The organism is Variovorax atrisoli (assembly GCF_014195185.1).
GTDB classification, from domain to species: Bacteria; Pseudomonadota; Gammaproteobacteria; order Burkholderiales; family Burkholderiaceae_C; genus Variovorax; species Variovorax atrisoli.
Map to the genome: position 1 here is coordinate 50,659 of NZ_JACIBG010000006.1, position 13,762 is coordinate 64,420.

13 protein-coding genes are annotated in these 13,762 nt (G+C 69.2%); 7 read left to right on the forward strand and 6 right to left on the reverse strand.

The window, feature by feature from the left end; translation table 11 throughout:
- Nucleotides 1-15 precede the first annotated feature (15 nt).
- The 3 genes from nadB to FHY06_RS20770 all read right to left on the reverse strand — a co-directional run bounded on the left by nadB (nt 16) and on the right by FHY06_RS20770 (nt 2,733).
- Complete coding sequence (gene nadB, locus FHY06_RS20760) at nt 16-1,602, reverse strand: L-aspartate oxidase (protein WP_184606205.1); 1,587 nt, start codon at nt 1,600-1,602, stop codon at nt 16-18.
- Between the two features lie 8 nt (nt 1,603-1,610).
- Nucleotides 1,611-2,447, reverse strand: a complete 837-nt coding sequence (locus tag FHY06_RS20765) for a segregation and condensation protein A (RefSeq protein ID WP_019656612.1) — start codon at nt 2,445-2,447, stop codon at nt 1,611-1,613.
- A gap of 79 nt (nt 2,448-2,526) precedes the next feature.
- A complete protein-coding gene (locus FHY06_RS20770; protein ID WP_019656613.1) occupies nt 2,527-2,733 on the reverse strand; it encodes a DUF3460 family protein in 207 nt (68 codons plus the stop codon).
- Between the two features lie 70 nt (nt 2,734-2,803).
- Here FHY06_RS20770 and FHY06_RS20775 point away from each other — a divergent pair, with 70 nt between their 5' ends.
- Nucleotides 2,804-3,280, forward strand: coding sequence for a hypothetical protein (locus FHY06_RS20775; RefSeq protein ID WP_019656614.1), 477 nt, complete (start codon nt 2,804-2,806; stop codon nt 3,278-3,280).
- A 32-nt stretch (nt 3,281-3,312) separates the two neighbouring features.
- Here FHY06_RS20775 and FHY06_RS20780 read toward each other — a convergent pair whose 3' ends face one another.
- Complete coding sequence (locus FHY06_RS20780) at nt 3,313-5,583, reverse strand: aminotransferase class V-fold PLP-dependent enzyme (protein WP_184606207.1); 2,271 nt, start codon at nt 5,581-5,583, stop codon at nt 3,313-3,315.
- 102 nt (nt 5,584-5,685) lie between these two features.
- Between FHY06_RS20780 and FHY06_RS20785 the strand changes: the two genes are divergently transcribed.
- Both FHY06_RS20785 and FHY06_RS20790 read left to right on the forward strand, forming a co-directional pair.
- The gene (locus FHY06_RS20785) at nt 5,686-6,147 is read left to right on the forward strand and encodes an Lrp/AsnC family transcriptional regulator (RefSeq protein ID WP_126024803.1); all 462 of its coding nucleotides are present in this window, start codon (nt 5,686-5,688) and stop codon (nt 6,145-6,147) included.
- A gap of 112 nt (nt 6,148-6,259) precedes the next feature.
- Nucleotides 6,260-7,972: an enoyl-CoA hydratase-related protein gene (locus FHY06_RS20790; RefSeq protein ID WP_184606209.1), complete on the forward strand. Its 1,713-nt coding sequence runs from the start codon at nt 6,260-6,262 to the stop codon at nt 7,970-7,972.
- 22 nt (nt 7,973-7,994) lie between these two features.
- On the opposite strand, the gene FHY06_RS20795 is transcribed toward FHY06_RS20790, so the two are convergent.
- Together FHY06_RS20795 and metG are read right to left on the reverse strand one after the other, a co-directional pair.
- Nucleotides 7,995-8,216 (reverse strand): hypothetical protein, encoded by a 222-nt coding sequence (locus tag FHY06_RS20795; RefSeq protein ID WP_019656618.1) that lies wholly within the window; start codon nt 8,214-8,216, stop codon nt 7,995-7,997.
- A gap of 25 nt (nt 8,217-8,241) precedes the next feature.
- A complete protein-coding gene (gene metG, locus FHY06_RS20800) occupies nt 8,242-10,341 on the reverse strand; it encodes a methionine--tRNA ligase (RefSeq protein WP_184606210.1) in 2,100 nt (699 codons plus the stop codon).
- 92 nt (nt 10,342-10,433) lie between these two features.
- On the opposite strand from metG, the gene FHY06_RS20805 reads away from it, so the two are divergent.
- The 4 genes from FHY06_RS20805 to FHY06_RS20820 all read left to right on the forward strand — a co-directional run bounded on the left by FHY06_RS20805 (nt 10,434) and on the right by FHY06_RS20820 (nt 13,740).
- A complete protein-coding gene (locus FHY06_RS20805; RefSeq protein ID WP_184606211.1) occupies nt 10,434-11,075 on the forward strand; it encodes an LbetaH domain-containing protein in 642 nt (213 codons plus the stop codon).
- Nucleotides 11,076-11,135: 60 nt separating this feature from the next.
- Entirely contained in the window at nt 11,136-11,807 is a 672-nt protein-coding gene (locus FHY06_RS20810) for a hypothetical protein (RefSeq protein ID WP_184606212.1), read from the forward strand.
- A gap of 177 nt (nt 11,808-11,984) precedes the next feature.
- The gene (locus FHY06_RS20815) at nt 11,985-13,016 is read left to right on the forward strand and encodes an isocitrate/isopropylmalate dehydrogenase family protein (RefSeq protein ID WP_184606213.1); all 1,032 of its coding nucleotides are present in this window, start codon (nt 11,985-11,987) and stop codon (nt 13,014-13,016) included.
- Between the two features lie 34 nt (nt 13,017-13,050).
- Nucleotides 13,051-13,740, forward strand: a complete 690-nt coding sequence (locus FHY06_RS20820; RefSeq protein WP_126183086.1) for a YceH family protein — start codon at nt 13,051-13,053, stop codon at nt 13,738-13,740.
- Nucleotides 13,741-13,762: the final 22 nt, after the last annotated feature.

Sequence of the window (13,762 nt, forward strand, 5' to 3'; positions counted from 1 at the left end):
AACGAACGGTGAGGGTTATCGGTCTGCCGGAGGCACCAGCACCGTGGGTGCGGTGGGCTCGGCGAGCGAGGGGTAGTCGCGGCTGAAATGCAGGCCGCGGCTTTCGTGGCGGGCCTGCGCGGAACGCACGATCAGCTCGGCCACCTGCACCAGGTTGCGCAGTTCGAGCAGGTCGCGCGTGACGTGGAAGTTCGCGTAGAACTCCTGGATCTCGGCCTGCAGCAGCGCGATGCGATGACTCGCGCGCTCCAGGCGCTTGTTGGTGCGCACGATGCCGACGTAGTCCCACATGAAGCGGCGCAGCTCGTCCCAGTTGTGGGAGATGACCACGGCTTCGTCGGCGTCGGTGACGCGGCTGTCGTCCCAGGCTGGCAGTTCGGCGAGCTCGCGCGCGGGCGCCGAGGCGATGGCCCCGGCCGCGGCGCGCGCGAACACCATGCATTCGACCAGCGAGTTGCTGGCCAGCCGGTTCGCTCCGTGCAGGCCGGTGCAGGCGGTCTCGCCGATGGCGTAGAGGCCCGGGATGTCGGTGCGCCCGCTCAGGTCGCTGAGCACGCCGCCGCAGGTGTAGTGCGCGGCCGGCACCACCGGAATCGGCTCGCGCGTGATGTCGATGCCCAGTTCCAGGCAGCGCGCCAGGATGTTGGGGAAGTGCTCCTTGAGGAACGCGGCCGGCTGGTGCGAGATGTCGAGGTAGACGCAGTCCAGGCCGTGCTTCTTCATCTCGAAGTCGATGGCGCGGGCCACCACGTCGCGCGGCGCGAGCTCGGCGCGCTCGTCGTGCTTCGGCATGAAGCGCGTTCCGTCGGGCAACTTCAGCAGGCCGCCTTCGCCGCGCACCGCCTCGCTGATGAGGAAGGACTTCGCGTGCGGGTGGTACAGGCAGGTCGGGTGGAACTGGATGAACTCCATGTTCGACACCCGGCAGCCCGCGCGCCACGCGGCGGCGATGCCGTCGCCGGTGGCGGTGTCGGGATTGGTCGTGTAGAGGTACACCTTGCCCGCGCCGCCCGTGGCCAGGATGATGTGCGGCGCGCGGAAGGCCAGCACCTCGTCGGTCTGGTCGTCGAGCGCGTAGAGACCCAGGCAGGCGGGGTCGTCGAGCCCGACCTTCGGGCCGGTGATGAGGTCGACCAGCGTGTGGTGCTCGAAGAGCGAGATGTTCGGCGTGCGCCGTACGCGCTCGATCAGCACCTGCTGCACCGCCGCGCCGGTGGCGTCGGTCACGTGCACGATGCGCCGCTGGCTGTGGCCGCCTTCGCGCGTCAGGTGCAGGCCGCCGCCAGCCTCCTCGGACTCTTCGGAGAAAGGCACGCCCAGTTCGCGCAGCCAGCCGATGGCCTCGGGCGCGTGCTCCACCACGAAGCGCGTGGCCTCGGGGTCGCACAGGCCGGCGCCGGCAATCAGCGTGTCTTCGACGTGCGCATCGAAGCTGTCGCCTGCCGCCAGCACCGCCGCGATGCCGCCCTGCGCCCAGGCGCTGGAGCCGTCGTTCAGCGCGCGCTTGGTCAGCACGGCCACGCGGTGCGTGGGCGCCAGGTGCAGCGCGGCGGAGAGGCCGGCCAGTCCGCTGCCGACGATGAGGACGTCGAAGTCGCGCACGGGATGGATCAGGAAGGTGAGTACGCCAGCCGGACGTAGATGGGAGCAAAGGCTTCCGCCTGCGTGATCTCGATCAGCGTCTCCTTCGCGAGCTCCAGCATCGCGATGAAGGTGACGATCAGCACCGGCACGCCGCGCGACACGTCGAAGAGCTTCTCGAACTCCACGAAGCGCTGCCCCTGCAGGTGGCGCAGCACGATGCTCATGTGCTCGCGCACGTTGAGCTCCTCGCGCGAGATCTTGTGGTGCTGCACGAGCTTGGCGCGCTTCATGATGTCGGCCCACGCGTCGCGCAGCTCGATCACGTCCACGTCGGGAAAGCGCGGCTTCAGCGACTGCTCGATGTAGACCTGCGCCTTCCAGAAGTCGCGCCCGTACTGCGGCATGGCGCTGATGGCGGCGGCCTGCAGCTTGGTCTGCTCGTACTCGAGCAGGCGGCGCACGAGTTCGGCGCGCGGGTCTTCGGCCTCTTCGCCGTCGGCCACCTTCTTGGGCGGCAGCAGCATGCGCGACTTGATCTCGATCAGCATCGCGGCCATCAGCAGGTACTCGGCCGCGAGCTCGAGGTTGCTCTGGCGGATCTCGTCGACGTAGCTCAGGTATTGCCGCGTGAGCCCCGCCATCGGGATGTCGAGGATGTTGAAGTTCTGCTTGCGGATCAGGTAGAGCAGCAGGTCGAGGGGGCCCTCGAAGGCCTCCAGGAACACCTGCAGCGCCTCGGGCGGGATGTACAGGTCCTTCGGCATCGCGAAGAGCGGCTCTCCGTAGAGCCTCGCGAGCGCGACCTGGTCGACCACCTCGGGCATGTCGACCACCAGCGTGCCGTTGTCCTCGTCGCTGTTCATTGTGCCGGTGCTACCGTTTCAATAGCGGCCGACGCAATGCGGACGGGGATTTGCTGCCAATTCGGCATCGGCTGATAGGTTACTTGGTGCGGGTCTGGTAGACGTAGGGCTGCTGGGGCACGCGGGCTTCGCTGTACTCCTGCAGCAGGCTGCGGTCGAGGTGCTTGTCCCACAGCAGGGCGCGGCCGGCGCGCTGTTCGGCCTCCAGCGTCGGCTTCTTTTCCTTCATCTCCTCGATGAAGTTCGTGATCTCGGAGGTGTAGTGGGGGCGGCGGAAGATGGACATAGACTGGACCTTTGTTGGCGCGAATTTTACCGGGGACGGCATGAAGCAAATTCGAGGATGGCGGATCGGCATGGCAATCGGGTGCCTGGCGGCAGCAATCGGGCTCGCCGCGTGCGACTCGAAGAACATCAGCGAGCTGGAGGAAGGCGTCTCCACCGAGGCCGACGTGCGGGCCCGTTTCGGCCAGCCCGAGAACATCTGGGACGGCGCGGGCGGCGCCCGCGTGTTCGAGTACAACCGCCAGCCCGCGGGCCAGAAGAACTACATGATCACCATCGGCACCGACGGAAAGATGAGCGCCCTGCGCCAGGTGCTCACGCCCGAGAACTTCGCGAAGGTGCACCCCGGCATGATGATGGAAGACCTGCGCAAGATGCTGGGCAAGCCCGCGAAGGTCACGCCCTACGCGCTGCGGCGCGAGACCGAATGGGAATGGCGCTGGGTGCAGCCGCCGAATTCGCCGATGGTCTTCACCGCCACGCTCGACGACGATCAGCGCGTGGTGCGCAGCGGCTCCTCGCCCGACAGGGGCACCGAGGCGCCCTAGCGATCCGTCCGATCGCGCCTCGCCACCGAGGATCAGGCCGCCTGCGCGTGCAGGAGGTCTTCGGCCGACGGTTCCCGCGGCCACAGCGCGAGCCCGCCCGACAGGCTCCAGGCCTGTGAATGTCCCAGCCTGCGCAGCGCCCTGGCGGCCTGCGCGCTGCGGTTGCCGCTGCGACAGAAGAACACCACCGGCGTCTCCTCGGGCAGCGCGAGCCAGCCTGGCAGGGCATCGGGCAGCCTCGACAGCGGCACTGCCTGCGTTTGGGCCGCCGCATCCAGCACCGGAGCGTGGCCGACGCGCTGCTCGTAGGGCTCGCGCACGTCGACCAGCACCAGGCCGGGGTGCGCCTGCTGCAGGGCTGCCAGAGCCTCGGGCTTCAGGTCGACGGCGGGGCCTGCGGTGCAGGTGTCGACCCGGGCGCCGCAGGCCATGGTCTGGTACGCCGTGAGCGCCAGGCCGCGCTCCAGTGTTTCCTTGGCGCTTGCGAAGCCGGCCGCGTCGAGGGCGCCGCAGAGAAGCTGCCTGAGCAGCGGCTGGGCCGCGCATTCGGTGTCCAGCGTGGCGGCGAAGCGGTCGTCGTAGTCGTGGCCCGGCAGCATCAGCGTATCGGGCCGCAGCGCCTGCTGCAGCTGCAGCAGCGAGGGGCCGTAGGCCAGCGGCTCGCTCTGTGCGAAGTCGCTGCGGCCGAGCGCGCCGGGCATCACGGTGTCGCCGACGAAGGCCAGGCGCAGGCCGCCGGCGTCGTGCAGCAGGTAGGCGGTGGAGTCGGCGGTGTGGCCGGGCAGCGCCAGCCGCGTGAGCCGCTGGCTGCCGAGCTCGATCTGCTGCGCGCCCTGCGGCCATCCGAGCGCGTCCACGGGGCCGGCCTCGCGTTGCGATGGGGGCACTGCGGCGAGCAGCTCGGGCCGCGACGAGGCATGGTCGCCGTGGCTGTGCGTGTTGAGCACGGCGGCCAGCGTGTAGCGGTGGCAGCCGAGCCATTGCGTGAGCTGGCCGGTGAGTTCGGGCAGCGGATCGACCACCACGCAGCGGCGGCTGGCGGCGTCGGCCAGCAGGTAGCAGCAGGCGCCGTCCACCACGAAGCGGGTCAGCCGGTCGGGCGGCAGCGCGTGGCTCTGCGGCGCGGTGCCCAGGCAGCTCTCGCGCAGCGATTCACCGCATGCCGCGATGCGGGCGCAGGCCTCGTCGATGAAGGCGTCGTCCGCGGCCGGGCCGAAGGAAAGCCGCACCGCCGAGGCGGTGCGCCACGCCGGCAGCCCCATGGCTTCCAGCACGTAGCTCGGCCGGGCCTTCGACGCGCCGCAGGCCGAGCCGCCGCTCATGCGCACGTCGGCGGCATCGAACAGGTCCAGCAGCAGCTTCGAGCTCAGTCCGGGCACCGAGAAGTTCAGGGTGGTCGGCAGGGCCAGCTCGGGCGGTGCGTTGAACACCAGCCCCGGAAACGCGTCCTGCAATGCGGCGGCAAGCCGGTCGCGATAGGAAGCGAGCGTGCAGTGGTCCTGGAAGGTCCGGCCCTCTTCGAGCGCCTCCAGCACGGCGCCCAGCGCCGCGATGCCCGACATGTTCTCGGTGCCCGAGCGCAGCGAGTCTTCCTGGCCGCCGCCGGCCATCAGCGGCGTGAAGGGAGCGCCCTGGCGCACGTACAGCATGCCGATGCCCTTGGGCGCGTAGAGCTTGTGGCCGGAGAAGGGCGCGTAGTCGATGGGCCGTTCGCCCAGCCACAGCGGCAGCTTGCCGAGGGCCTGGACGCTGTCGACCATCCACAGCGCCGGGCTGTTCGCCAGCGCAGCGGCGATGCCGTCGAGGTCGCTCACCACCCCGGTCTCGTTGTTGGCGGCCATCGTGCAGACCATGCCGGCGCGCGGCGCATGAGCGCGCAGCCAGCCCAGGTCGTGGCGGCCGTCGAGGGCCACGGGAATGGCCAGCACCTGCAGGTCCAGGCCCAGCAGCGTGTTCCAGTGCCTGAGCGCCTCGGGCACGGCCTTGTGCTCCGTCGCGCCGTACAGCAGCAGCTCGGCGGCCGCATCGCCGGCCTGGCGTCGGGCGCGCAGCGCGCTCAGGGCCGAGAGCACGGCGGTCTGGATGCCTTCGGTCGCGCCGCTGAGGAACAGCAGCTGCCCCGAGGGCGCGCCGATCGCCCGGCGGGCGCGGGCGCGCACGGCGTCCATCAGCGCCCGGGCCTTCAGGCCGGTGGTGTGGATGCTGCTCGGGTTGCCGAAGTCGCCGGCCATGGCGGCGAGCGCTGCGGCGCGTGCCTGGGGCAGAACGGGGGTGGTGGCGTTGGCGTCCAGATAGATTTCCATGACGACGATTCTGCAAACCATCGGCAGGAAAAGGCTTGCGTTCCAGGCTCCATATCTTCAGTATTTGAGAATCCTGTTCTCAAAAATATGAAGAAGATAAAAATTGATTCCATGGATCGAAAGATCCTCGAACTGCTGCAGCAGAACGCCGAATGGCAGGTCGCAGAACTGGCCGCACGGGTCGGCCTTTCGCAGACGCCATGCTGGCGGCGCATCCAGCGCCTGAAGGAGGCCGGCGTGATCACCCGCAGCGTGACGCTGGTCGACCCGCAGAAGGTGAACGTGGGCGTCACCGTCTTCGTCGCCGTGCGCACCCGCACGCATTCGCAGGCGTGGTTCGACCACTTCAAGGCGGTGGTCGACGTGATTCCCGAGGTGGTCGAGTTCTACCGGATGAGCGGCGACATCGACTACCTGCTGCGCGTGGTCGTGCCCGACATCGCCGCCTACGACAAGGTCTACAAGCGCCTGACCGCCGACACCGACCTGTCGGACGTGAGCTCCAGCTTCGCGATGGAGGAGATCAAGTTCACCACCGCGCTGCCGCTCTCGTACGTCGAGTGAGTGGGTTGCCGGGCCCGCGTGCGAACTTTCAGTCAACTTATCCGGAAGGAGGCTTACAGATACATTTTTGACATTCGTTGACATTTCGTCACCGACATTACCGGGGCCGTCGATGCACATCCTGCTTGTCGCGAGCGCGTTCAACAGCCTGACGCAACGGGTTCTGGCCGAACTGCAGGACCGCGGGCACACCGTCGGCGTGACGCTGGCCCTCGGCAACGACGGCGCACTGCGCGAGGCGGTGCGCGTGCATGCGCCGCAGCTCATCCTGGCGCCGATGCTGACCACCGCCATCCCCGAGGACATCTGGCGCGCCCACACCTGCCTGATCGTGCATCCCGGCCCGCCGGGCGACCGGGGGCCCTCGTCGCTCGACTGGACGCTGCAGGGCGGCGCCGAGAGCTGGGGCGTGACCGTGCTCGAGGCCGTGGCCGAGATGGACGCGGGCGATGTCTGGGCGTGGTCGCCGCTGAGGCTGCCGCCGCTGGCCGGCAAGAGCGATCTCTACCGCGGCGAGGTGGCCGACGCGGCACTCGACGCGGTGCTGCTCGCCGTCGAGCGCTTCGCCTCGGGCAGGCACAAGCCGCAGAGGCAGGAGGCCGAGGCGCTCGCCGCCGGCTGGCGGCCCTTCATGAAGCAGGAGCAGCGGCGCATCGACTGGGCCTGCGACACCACCGAGACGGTACTGCGCAAGCTTCGCGCGGCCGATTCGCAGCCCGGCGTGCTCGACGAACTGCTGGGCGCGCGCTGGTACCTGCACGGCGGCCATCCCGAGGACGAACTGCGCGGCCGGCCCGGCGAGCTGATCGCCACCCGCGCCGGCGCCATCTGCCGCGCGACCGTCGACGGGGCGGTGTGGATCCTGCAGCTGCGGCCCTGGCGCGAGACCGGCTCGCGCCTGCCGAGCTACAAGCTGCCGGCCGTCGAGGCGCTCGGCGATCTGCTGCCCTTCGAGGTGCCCGAGGTGCCGGCGCCGCTGCAGCTGCCGGCGGGGCGCCGCACCTGGGCCGACATCCGCTACGTGGAGCAGGGGGCGGTCGGCGTTCTGAACTTCAGCTTCCCGGGTGGCGCGATGAGCACCGCGCAGTGCCGGCGGCTGCTGGAGGCGTATCGCTTCGCCTGCACCCGGCCGACCTCGGTGCTGGTGCTGGGCGGCATGCGCGACTTCTTTTCCAACGGCATCCACCTCAACGTGATCGAGGCGGCCGAAGATCCGGCGGAGGAGTCGTGGGCCAACATCCATGCGATGAACGATCTCGTCGAGGCGGTGCTCACCACCACCGACCGGCTCACCGTGTCGGCGCTCGGCGGCAACGCCGCTGCCGGCGGCGTGATGCTCGCGCTGGCGGCCGACGAGGTCTGGTGCCGCGACGGCGCCGTGCTCAACCCGCACTACCGGCTGATGGGGCTGCACGGCTCGGAATACTGGACCTACATCCTCCCGCGCCGTGTGGGCGAGAGCGAGGCGCTGCGTCTCACGCAGTCGGCGCTGCCGGTGAGCGCCACGCGCGCCGTCGAGCTCGGCATGGCGGAGCGCGTGCTGCAGGCCGCGCCCGAGGAGCTGGGGGTCGAAGTGGCCCGGCTGGCGGCGGAACTGGCCGCATCGCCGGAGCTGGCCGATCGCATCGCGCGGAAGAAGGCGATGCGCGGGCAGGACGAGTCGATCAAGCCGCTGCAGCGCTACCGCGACGAGGAGCTCGTCCACATGCGCCGCAACTTCTTCGACGCGCGCGAGCCGCATGCAGGGCTCAGGTCGGCGTTCGTGCGAAAGGAGAAGGCGTCGAACACGCCGCCGCACATTGCCCGGCTGGGCCTGGCGGACTGAATCTACCGGGAGCCTTGCCGGCTCACTGGCTGTCGGGAATCACCGCATCGGCCGCGGCGCCGACGGCCTTGCCCGTGATGCGCGCGGTGCCGATCGCTGCATCCGCCGCGAGCCCGACCGCGCCGGCGCCGACGCTCACCGCCGTGCTGGCCACCGTCACCACCGCGCAGCCGCCCAGCAGGGCCGGTAGCGACGCAAGCAGGAGGAGGCGGCGCAGCAGTGGTCGGCGCAGCAGTGCGGTCATGGCGGTTCCTTTTTCCCGAATCCGCTCAGCGGACCCGCATGCCCGGCGTCGCGCCCGGCCAGGGTTCGAGCACGTGGATGCCCGGGTGTGCCTTCTCGTCGCCGTGGCTGGCGGCCAGCACCATGCCTTCGCTCACGCCGAACTTCATCTTGCGCGGCGCGAGGTTGGCGACCAGCACCGTGAGCTTGCCCACCAGCTGCTCGGGCTGGTAGGCCGAGGCGATGCCGCTGAACACGTTGCGGGTCTTGCCTTCACCCGCGTCCAGCGTCAGGCGCAGCAGCTTGGTGGAGCCTTCGACCTTCTCGCAGGCCACGATCTTCGCGATGCGCAGGTCGATCTTCGCGAAGTCGTCGATGGTGATGGTGGGCGCGATGGCCTCGCCGCCCGGCAGCTCCGCGGCCTCTGCCGCGGCAGGGGCTGCTGCGGCGGCGGGCTCGGGCGCGTCGAAGAGCTTGTCCACCAGCTTGGCGTCAGCGCGCTGCATCAGGTGCTTGTACTCGCCGATGGCGTGGCCCACGGGCAGCGGCTGCGCGGCGTCGGCCCACGACAGCGGCTGGATCTTCAGGAAGGCCTCGACGTTCACGGCCAGCGCCGGCAGCACCGGCTTCAGGTACAGCGTGAGCAGGCGGAAGGCCTCGATGCACACGGTGCACACGTCGTGCAGGCGCGCCTCGGCGCCTTCCTTCTTGGCCAGCTCCCAGGGCTTGTTCTGGTCGACGTATTCGTTGACCTTGTCGGCGAGCGCCATCACCTCGCGCAGCGCGCGCGCGTAGTCGCGGCCGTCGTAGAGCGAATGCAGCTGCGCCGCCGCGTCGCGCAGCGTGAACAGCAGCGCATCGCCGTCGGCCGAGACCTCGCCCAGCTTGCCGCCGAAGCGCTTGCCGATGAAGCCCGCGGCGCGGCTGGCGATGTTGATGTACTTGCCCACGAGGTCGCTGTTGACGCGCGCGACGAAGTCCTCGGGGTTGAAGTCGATGTCTTCATTGCGGCCGTTGAGCTTGGCGGCGATGTAGTAGCGCAGCCATTCGGGATCGAGCCCGATCGACAGGTACTTGAGCGGGTCGATGCCGGTGCCGCGGCTCTTGCTCATCTTCTCGCCGCTCACCGTGAGGTGGCCGTGCACGTACACCGCGTCGGGCGCCTTGCGGCCGCTGAAGTGCAGCATCGCGGGCCAGAACAGCGTGTGGAAGGTGATGATGTCCTTGCCGATGAAATGCACCTGCTCCAGGTCGGGGTCGGCCATGTACTCGGTGTACGAGATGCCGTCGCCGCCCAGCTCGATGCAGCGCTTGTCCAGCAGGTTCTTCAGCGAGGCCAGGTAGCCCACGGGGGCGTCGAGCCACACGTAGAAGTACTTGCCCGGCGCATCGGGGATCTCGATGCCGAAGTAGGGCGCGTCGCGGCTGATGTCCCAGTCGCCGAGGCCGCCCTTGCCCTCGTCGTCCTTGTAGAGCCACTCGCGGATCTTGTTCTGCACCTCGGGCTGCACGTGGCCGGGGGCGGCGGTCCATTCCTTCAGGTAGGCCTCGCAGCGCGGGTCCGACAGCTTGAAGAAGAAGTGCTCGGAGCTGCGCAGCTCTGGCTTGGCGCCCGAGAGGGCCGAGTAGGGGTTGATCAGCTCGGTGGGCGCGTACACGGCGCCGCACACCTCGCAGTTGTCGCCGTACTGGTCCTTCGAATGGCAGTTGGGGCACTCGCCCTTGATGAAGCGGTCGGCCAGGAACATGCCCTTTTCAGGGTCGTAGAACTGCTCGACGCTCTTGGTGCTGATGAGGCCGTTGGCGCGCAGGTCGCGGTAGATGTCCTGCGCGAGCTGGTGGTTCTCGGGCGCGTCGGTCGAGTGCCAGTTGTCGAAGGAGATGTAGTAGCCGTCGAGGTAGGGCTTGCGGCCCGCCGCGATCTCCGCCACGAAGGCCTGCGGCGTCACGCCGGCCTTGTCGGCCGCGATGGTGATGGCCGCGCCGTGGGCGTCGTCGGCGCACACGAAGTTGACGTCGGCACCGTTCATTCGCTGGTTCCGCACCCAGATGTCGGCCTGGATGTACTCCATCATGTGGCCGATGTGGAACTTGCCGTTGGCGTACGGCAGGGCGGTGGTGACGAAGAGCTTGCGCGGGGCGGACATCGGGGAGGGCGCTTTCGGGAGTGGCTGACGGGGGGAACCGGGCATTTTAGGTCGCGCGGCTTCCGGGTGCCTTCGGTGGCAGCATCGACCCCATGCCCCACGCCATCGACCTTGCCGACTACATCGCCGGATTCGCCGGCTCGCCCCTGGCGCCATGGCGCGCCTCGCTGCCCTGGGAACTGCCGCCGCGCGCCCCCGAGATCGTGCGGCGGCTGCTGGCCGGGCTGCCCGCCGGCGACTACGCCATCGAGGGCGAGATCGCCATCCACCGCGACGCCCGGGTCGAGCCGGGCGCGGTGCTCAAGGGGCCGCTGATCCTCGGCGCGGGCTGCTTCGTGGCGGCGGGCGCCTACCTGCGCGGCGGCAACTGGATCGACGCCCGCTGCAGCATCGGGCCTGGCGTGGAGCTGAAGTCGTCCTTCGTCTTCGCCGGCACCGCGCTCGCGCACTTCAACTTCGTCGGCGACTCGGTGGTGGGCGCGGGCGTGAACCTGGAAGCCGGCAGCATCGTCTGCAACCACCGCAACGAGCGGGCGGACAAGCAGTTCCTCGCTCGCAGCGGCGAGGGCGGGGCGCTGCAGGGCACGGGCTGCGAGAAGTTCGGTGCGCTGATCGGGGATGGGGCGCGCATCGGGGCCAATGCGGTGATCGCGCCCGGGGCGCTGCTGCGCCCCGCCACCGTGGTCGGTCGCGCTTCGCTGCTCGACCAGGAGGCGCCGGACGCCGCGCGCTGAGCAGACGAACCCGCCCGGCGTGCGTGGCATCATCCGCCCTCCAAAAACAGGGAGGAACCCATGCACAGCAGCAAGTCATTCGTTTTCAAGGCGATCGTGGGCGCGGCATTCGCTGCCGCAGCAAGCGGCAGTGCCTTGGCCGCAGCACCGTCTTTCGCCGATTGCTTCAGGCTCAAGCCCGGCGTGGCCTACACGCTGAGCGACCGCTCGAAGGTCCGGATCGTCAAGGGCCAGTTCGCGGGCAAGGCCGCGATCGGCGTGGTGAGCATCGACGAGGGCGTCAAGAGCGTGAAGTACTTCGACGAGACCGGCCGCCAGCGGCTGGGTTCAGAGCAGTACGGCATCGCGGGCCTGGGCGGCGACGCCAGCAAGGTCGTCATCAAGGAAGTCTTCGCCGGGCCGTTCCCCGAGGTCCCGGCCGATGCCAGGCCGGGCGGCACCTTCAAGCTGACGGGCAAGGGCACCAGGACGACGAAGGAGGGCAGCGAGGCCTTCGACTTCGGCAGGAGGTACCAGTCCGAGCATGTCTTCGTCGGCTTCGAGAACCTGGAACTGAAGCCGAACTACAACCCCCGCACCTTCGAGAACGTCTGCCACCTGAGCTCGCGCGGATCGGACAACTCGGTCGACTCCTGGTATGCGCCGGAGTACGGCGTCATCAAGATGCAGGTGAAGACCTCCAAGGGCGAGCCGCTCTTCAGCTACGAACTCGACGGCCTGGAAGAGCGTTGAGCCGCCGGCGGGAGGCCGACCGGGAATAAGGCCTTGGTTACGCCGCGGCGCCCCGCCGTGGGATGATTCCCGCCGGAGATCGCCCGGCGGGCGTGCCGCATCCGATGGCAAGCGATGTGCACGTGGCCGGGCGGCGGTTTCCGCAAGCATTCCTGCAATCGACCTGAGCGCCCAACCATGACCACTCCCATTCCCGCAACCCTGATCCCCGGCGACGGCATCGGCCCCGAGATCGTCGAAGCCACGCTGGCCGCGCTCGACGCATTGAAGGCGCCCTTCGCCTGGGACACGCAGATCGCCGGCCTGGGCGGCGTCAAGGCTTCGGGCGATCCGCTGCCGCAGGCCACGCTCGACAGCATCCGCAAGACCCGGCTGGCCCTTAAGGGGCCGCTGGAGACGCCCTCGGGCGGCGGCTACCGCTCGTCGAACGTGCGGCTGCGCGAGGAATTCCAGCTGTACGCGAACTTGCGACCCGCGCGCACCATCATCCCGGGCGGCCGCTTCGACAAGATCGACCTGACGGTGGTGCGCGAGAACCTCGAGGGCCTCTACATCGGCCACGAGCACTACGTGCCCATCGACGGCGACCCGCATGCCGTGGCCATGGCCACCGGCATCAACACCCGCCAGGGCAGCCGCCGGCTGCTCGATTACGCCTTCGAGACCGCCATCGCCACCGGCCGCAAAAAGGTCACGCTGGTGCACAAGGCCAACATCATGAAGGCGCTCACGGGCATCTTCCTGGAGACCGGCCTGGACCTCTACGAGAAGAAATACAAGGGCAGATTCGAGCTCGACACGGTCATCATCGACGCCTGCGCGATGAAGCTGGTGCTCAACCCCTGGCAGTTCGACATGCTGGTCACGACCAACCTGTTCGGCGACATCCTGTCCGACCTGGTGGCCGGCCTGGTCGGCGGCCTGGGCATGGCGCCCGGCGCCAACATCGGCACCGACGCGGCGATCTTCGAGGCCGTGCACGGCTCCGCGCCCGACATCGCCGGCAAGGGCATCGCCAACCCGACCGCCTTGCTGCTGGCCGCCGCGCTGATGCTCGACCACGTGAAGCTGCCCGAACTGGCCACACGCCTGCGCACCGCCATCGACGAGACCCTGAACATCGACAAGGTGCGCACCGGCGACCTGGGCGGCACGGCGGGCACCGAGGCGTTCACCAAGGCGCTGGTCAGCCGCATCAAGGGCGCCTGAGCCGCGCCGTCCTCGTCGTTCTTTCCGAGCTTCCATGTCATCGACAGCACTTCCAGTCCTTTCCCTGGTCGAAACCCGCGTGCTCGGCGTGCTCGCCGAAAAGCAGCGCACCGTGCCCGACAGCTATCCGCTCACGCTCAACTCGCTGGTGTCGGGCTGCAACCAGAAGACCAGCCGCAACCCGGTGCTCGAACTCACCGAGTCGCAGGTGCAGGCCGCCATCGACAGCCTGCGCGGTTACAGCCTCGTGGCCGAGACCAGCGGCGGGCGCGCCTTCCGCTACGAGCACAACATCGACCGCGTGCTGCGCATTCCGTCGCAGTCGGTGATCCTGCTCACCGTGCTGATGCTGCGCGGCCCGCAGACCGCAGGCGAACTGCGCATCGCCTGCGACCGCATGCACAACTTCGCCGACATCTCCTCGGTCGAGGGCTTCCTCGACGAACTCGCCGAGCGCCCGGCCGGCGCGCTGGTGGTGAAGCTGCCGCGCCTGCCCGGCGCGCGCGAGAGCCGCTGGGCGCATCTGCTGAGCGGCCCGCCGCCCGAGGAAAGCGTGCGAGGCGCCGGTGCGGCGCCGGATGCAGCCCAGGCGGCGCACGACGTGTCGCTGGGCGAGGTCGCGGCGCTCAAGGCCAACGTGGCGCGTCTCGAGGCGGAGGTGGCGTCGCTGAAGGCGCTGCTGGGGCGGGTGTGCGCGGAGCTGGGGATTTCGGAGGCGGGGTGAGCGTCCAGTGCATTCACCATTC

Coding starts and splice junctions, on each gene's coding strand:
- FHY06_RS20765 (WP_019656612.1), bottom strand. CDS start 2,447: ATGAACAGCGACGAGGACAACGGCACGCTGGTGGTCGACATGCCCGAG.
- FHY06_RS20770 (WP_019656613.1), bottom strand. CDS start 2,733: ATGTCCATCTTCCGCCGCCCCCACTACACCTCCGAGATCACGAACTTC.
- FHY06_RS20775 (WP_019656614.1), top strand. CDS start 2,804: ATGGCAATCGGGTGCCTGGCGGCAGCAATCGGGCTCGCCGCGTGCGAC.
- FHY06_RS20780 (WP_184606207.1), bottom strand. CDS start 5,583: ATGGAAATCTATCTGGACGCCAACGCCACCACCCCCGTTCTGCCCCAG.
- FHY06_RS20790 (WP_184606209.1), top strand. CDS start 6,260: ATGCACATCCTGCTTGTCGCGAGCGCGTTCAACAGCCTGACGCAACGG.
- FHY06_RS20795 (WP_019656618.1), bottom strand. CDS start 8,216: ATGACCGCACTGCTGCGCCGACCACTGCTGCGCCGCCTCCTCCTGCTT.
- metG (WP_184606210.1), bottom strand. CDS start 10,341: ATGTCCGCCCCGCGCAAGCTCTTCGTCACCACCGCCCTGCCGTACGCC.
- FHY06_RS20805 (WP_184606211.1), top strand. CDS start 10,434: ATGCCCCACGCCATCGACCTTGCCGACTACATCGCCGGATTCGCCGGC.
- FHY06_RS20810 (WP_184606212.1), top strand. CDS start 11,136: ATGCACAGCAGCAAGTCATTCGTTTTCAAGGCGATCGTGGGCGCGGCA.
- FHY06_RS20815 (WP_184606213.1), top strand. CDS start 11,985: ATGACCACTCCCATTCCCGCAACCCTGATCCCCGGCGACGGCATCGGC.
- FHY06_RS20820 (WP_126183086.1), top strand. CDS start 13,051: ATGTCATCGACAGCACTTCCAGTCCTTTCCCTGGTCGAAACCCGCGTG.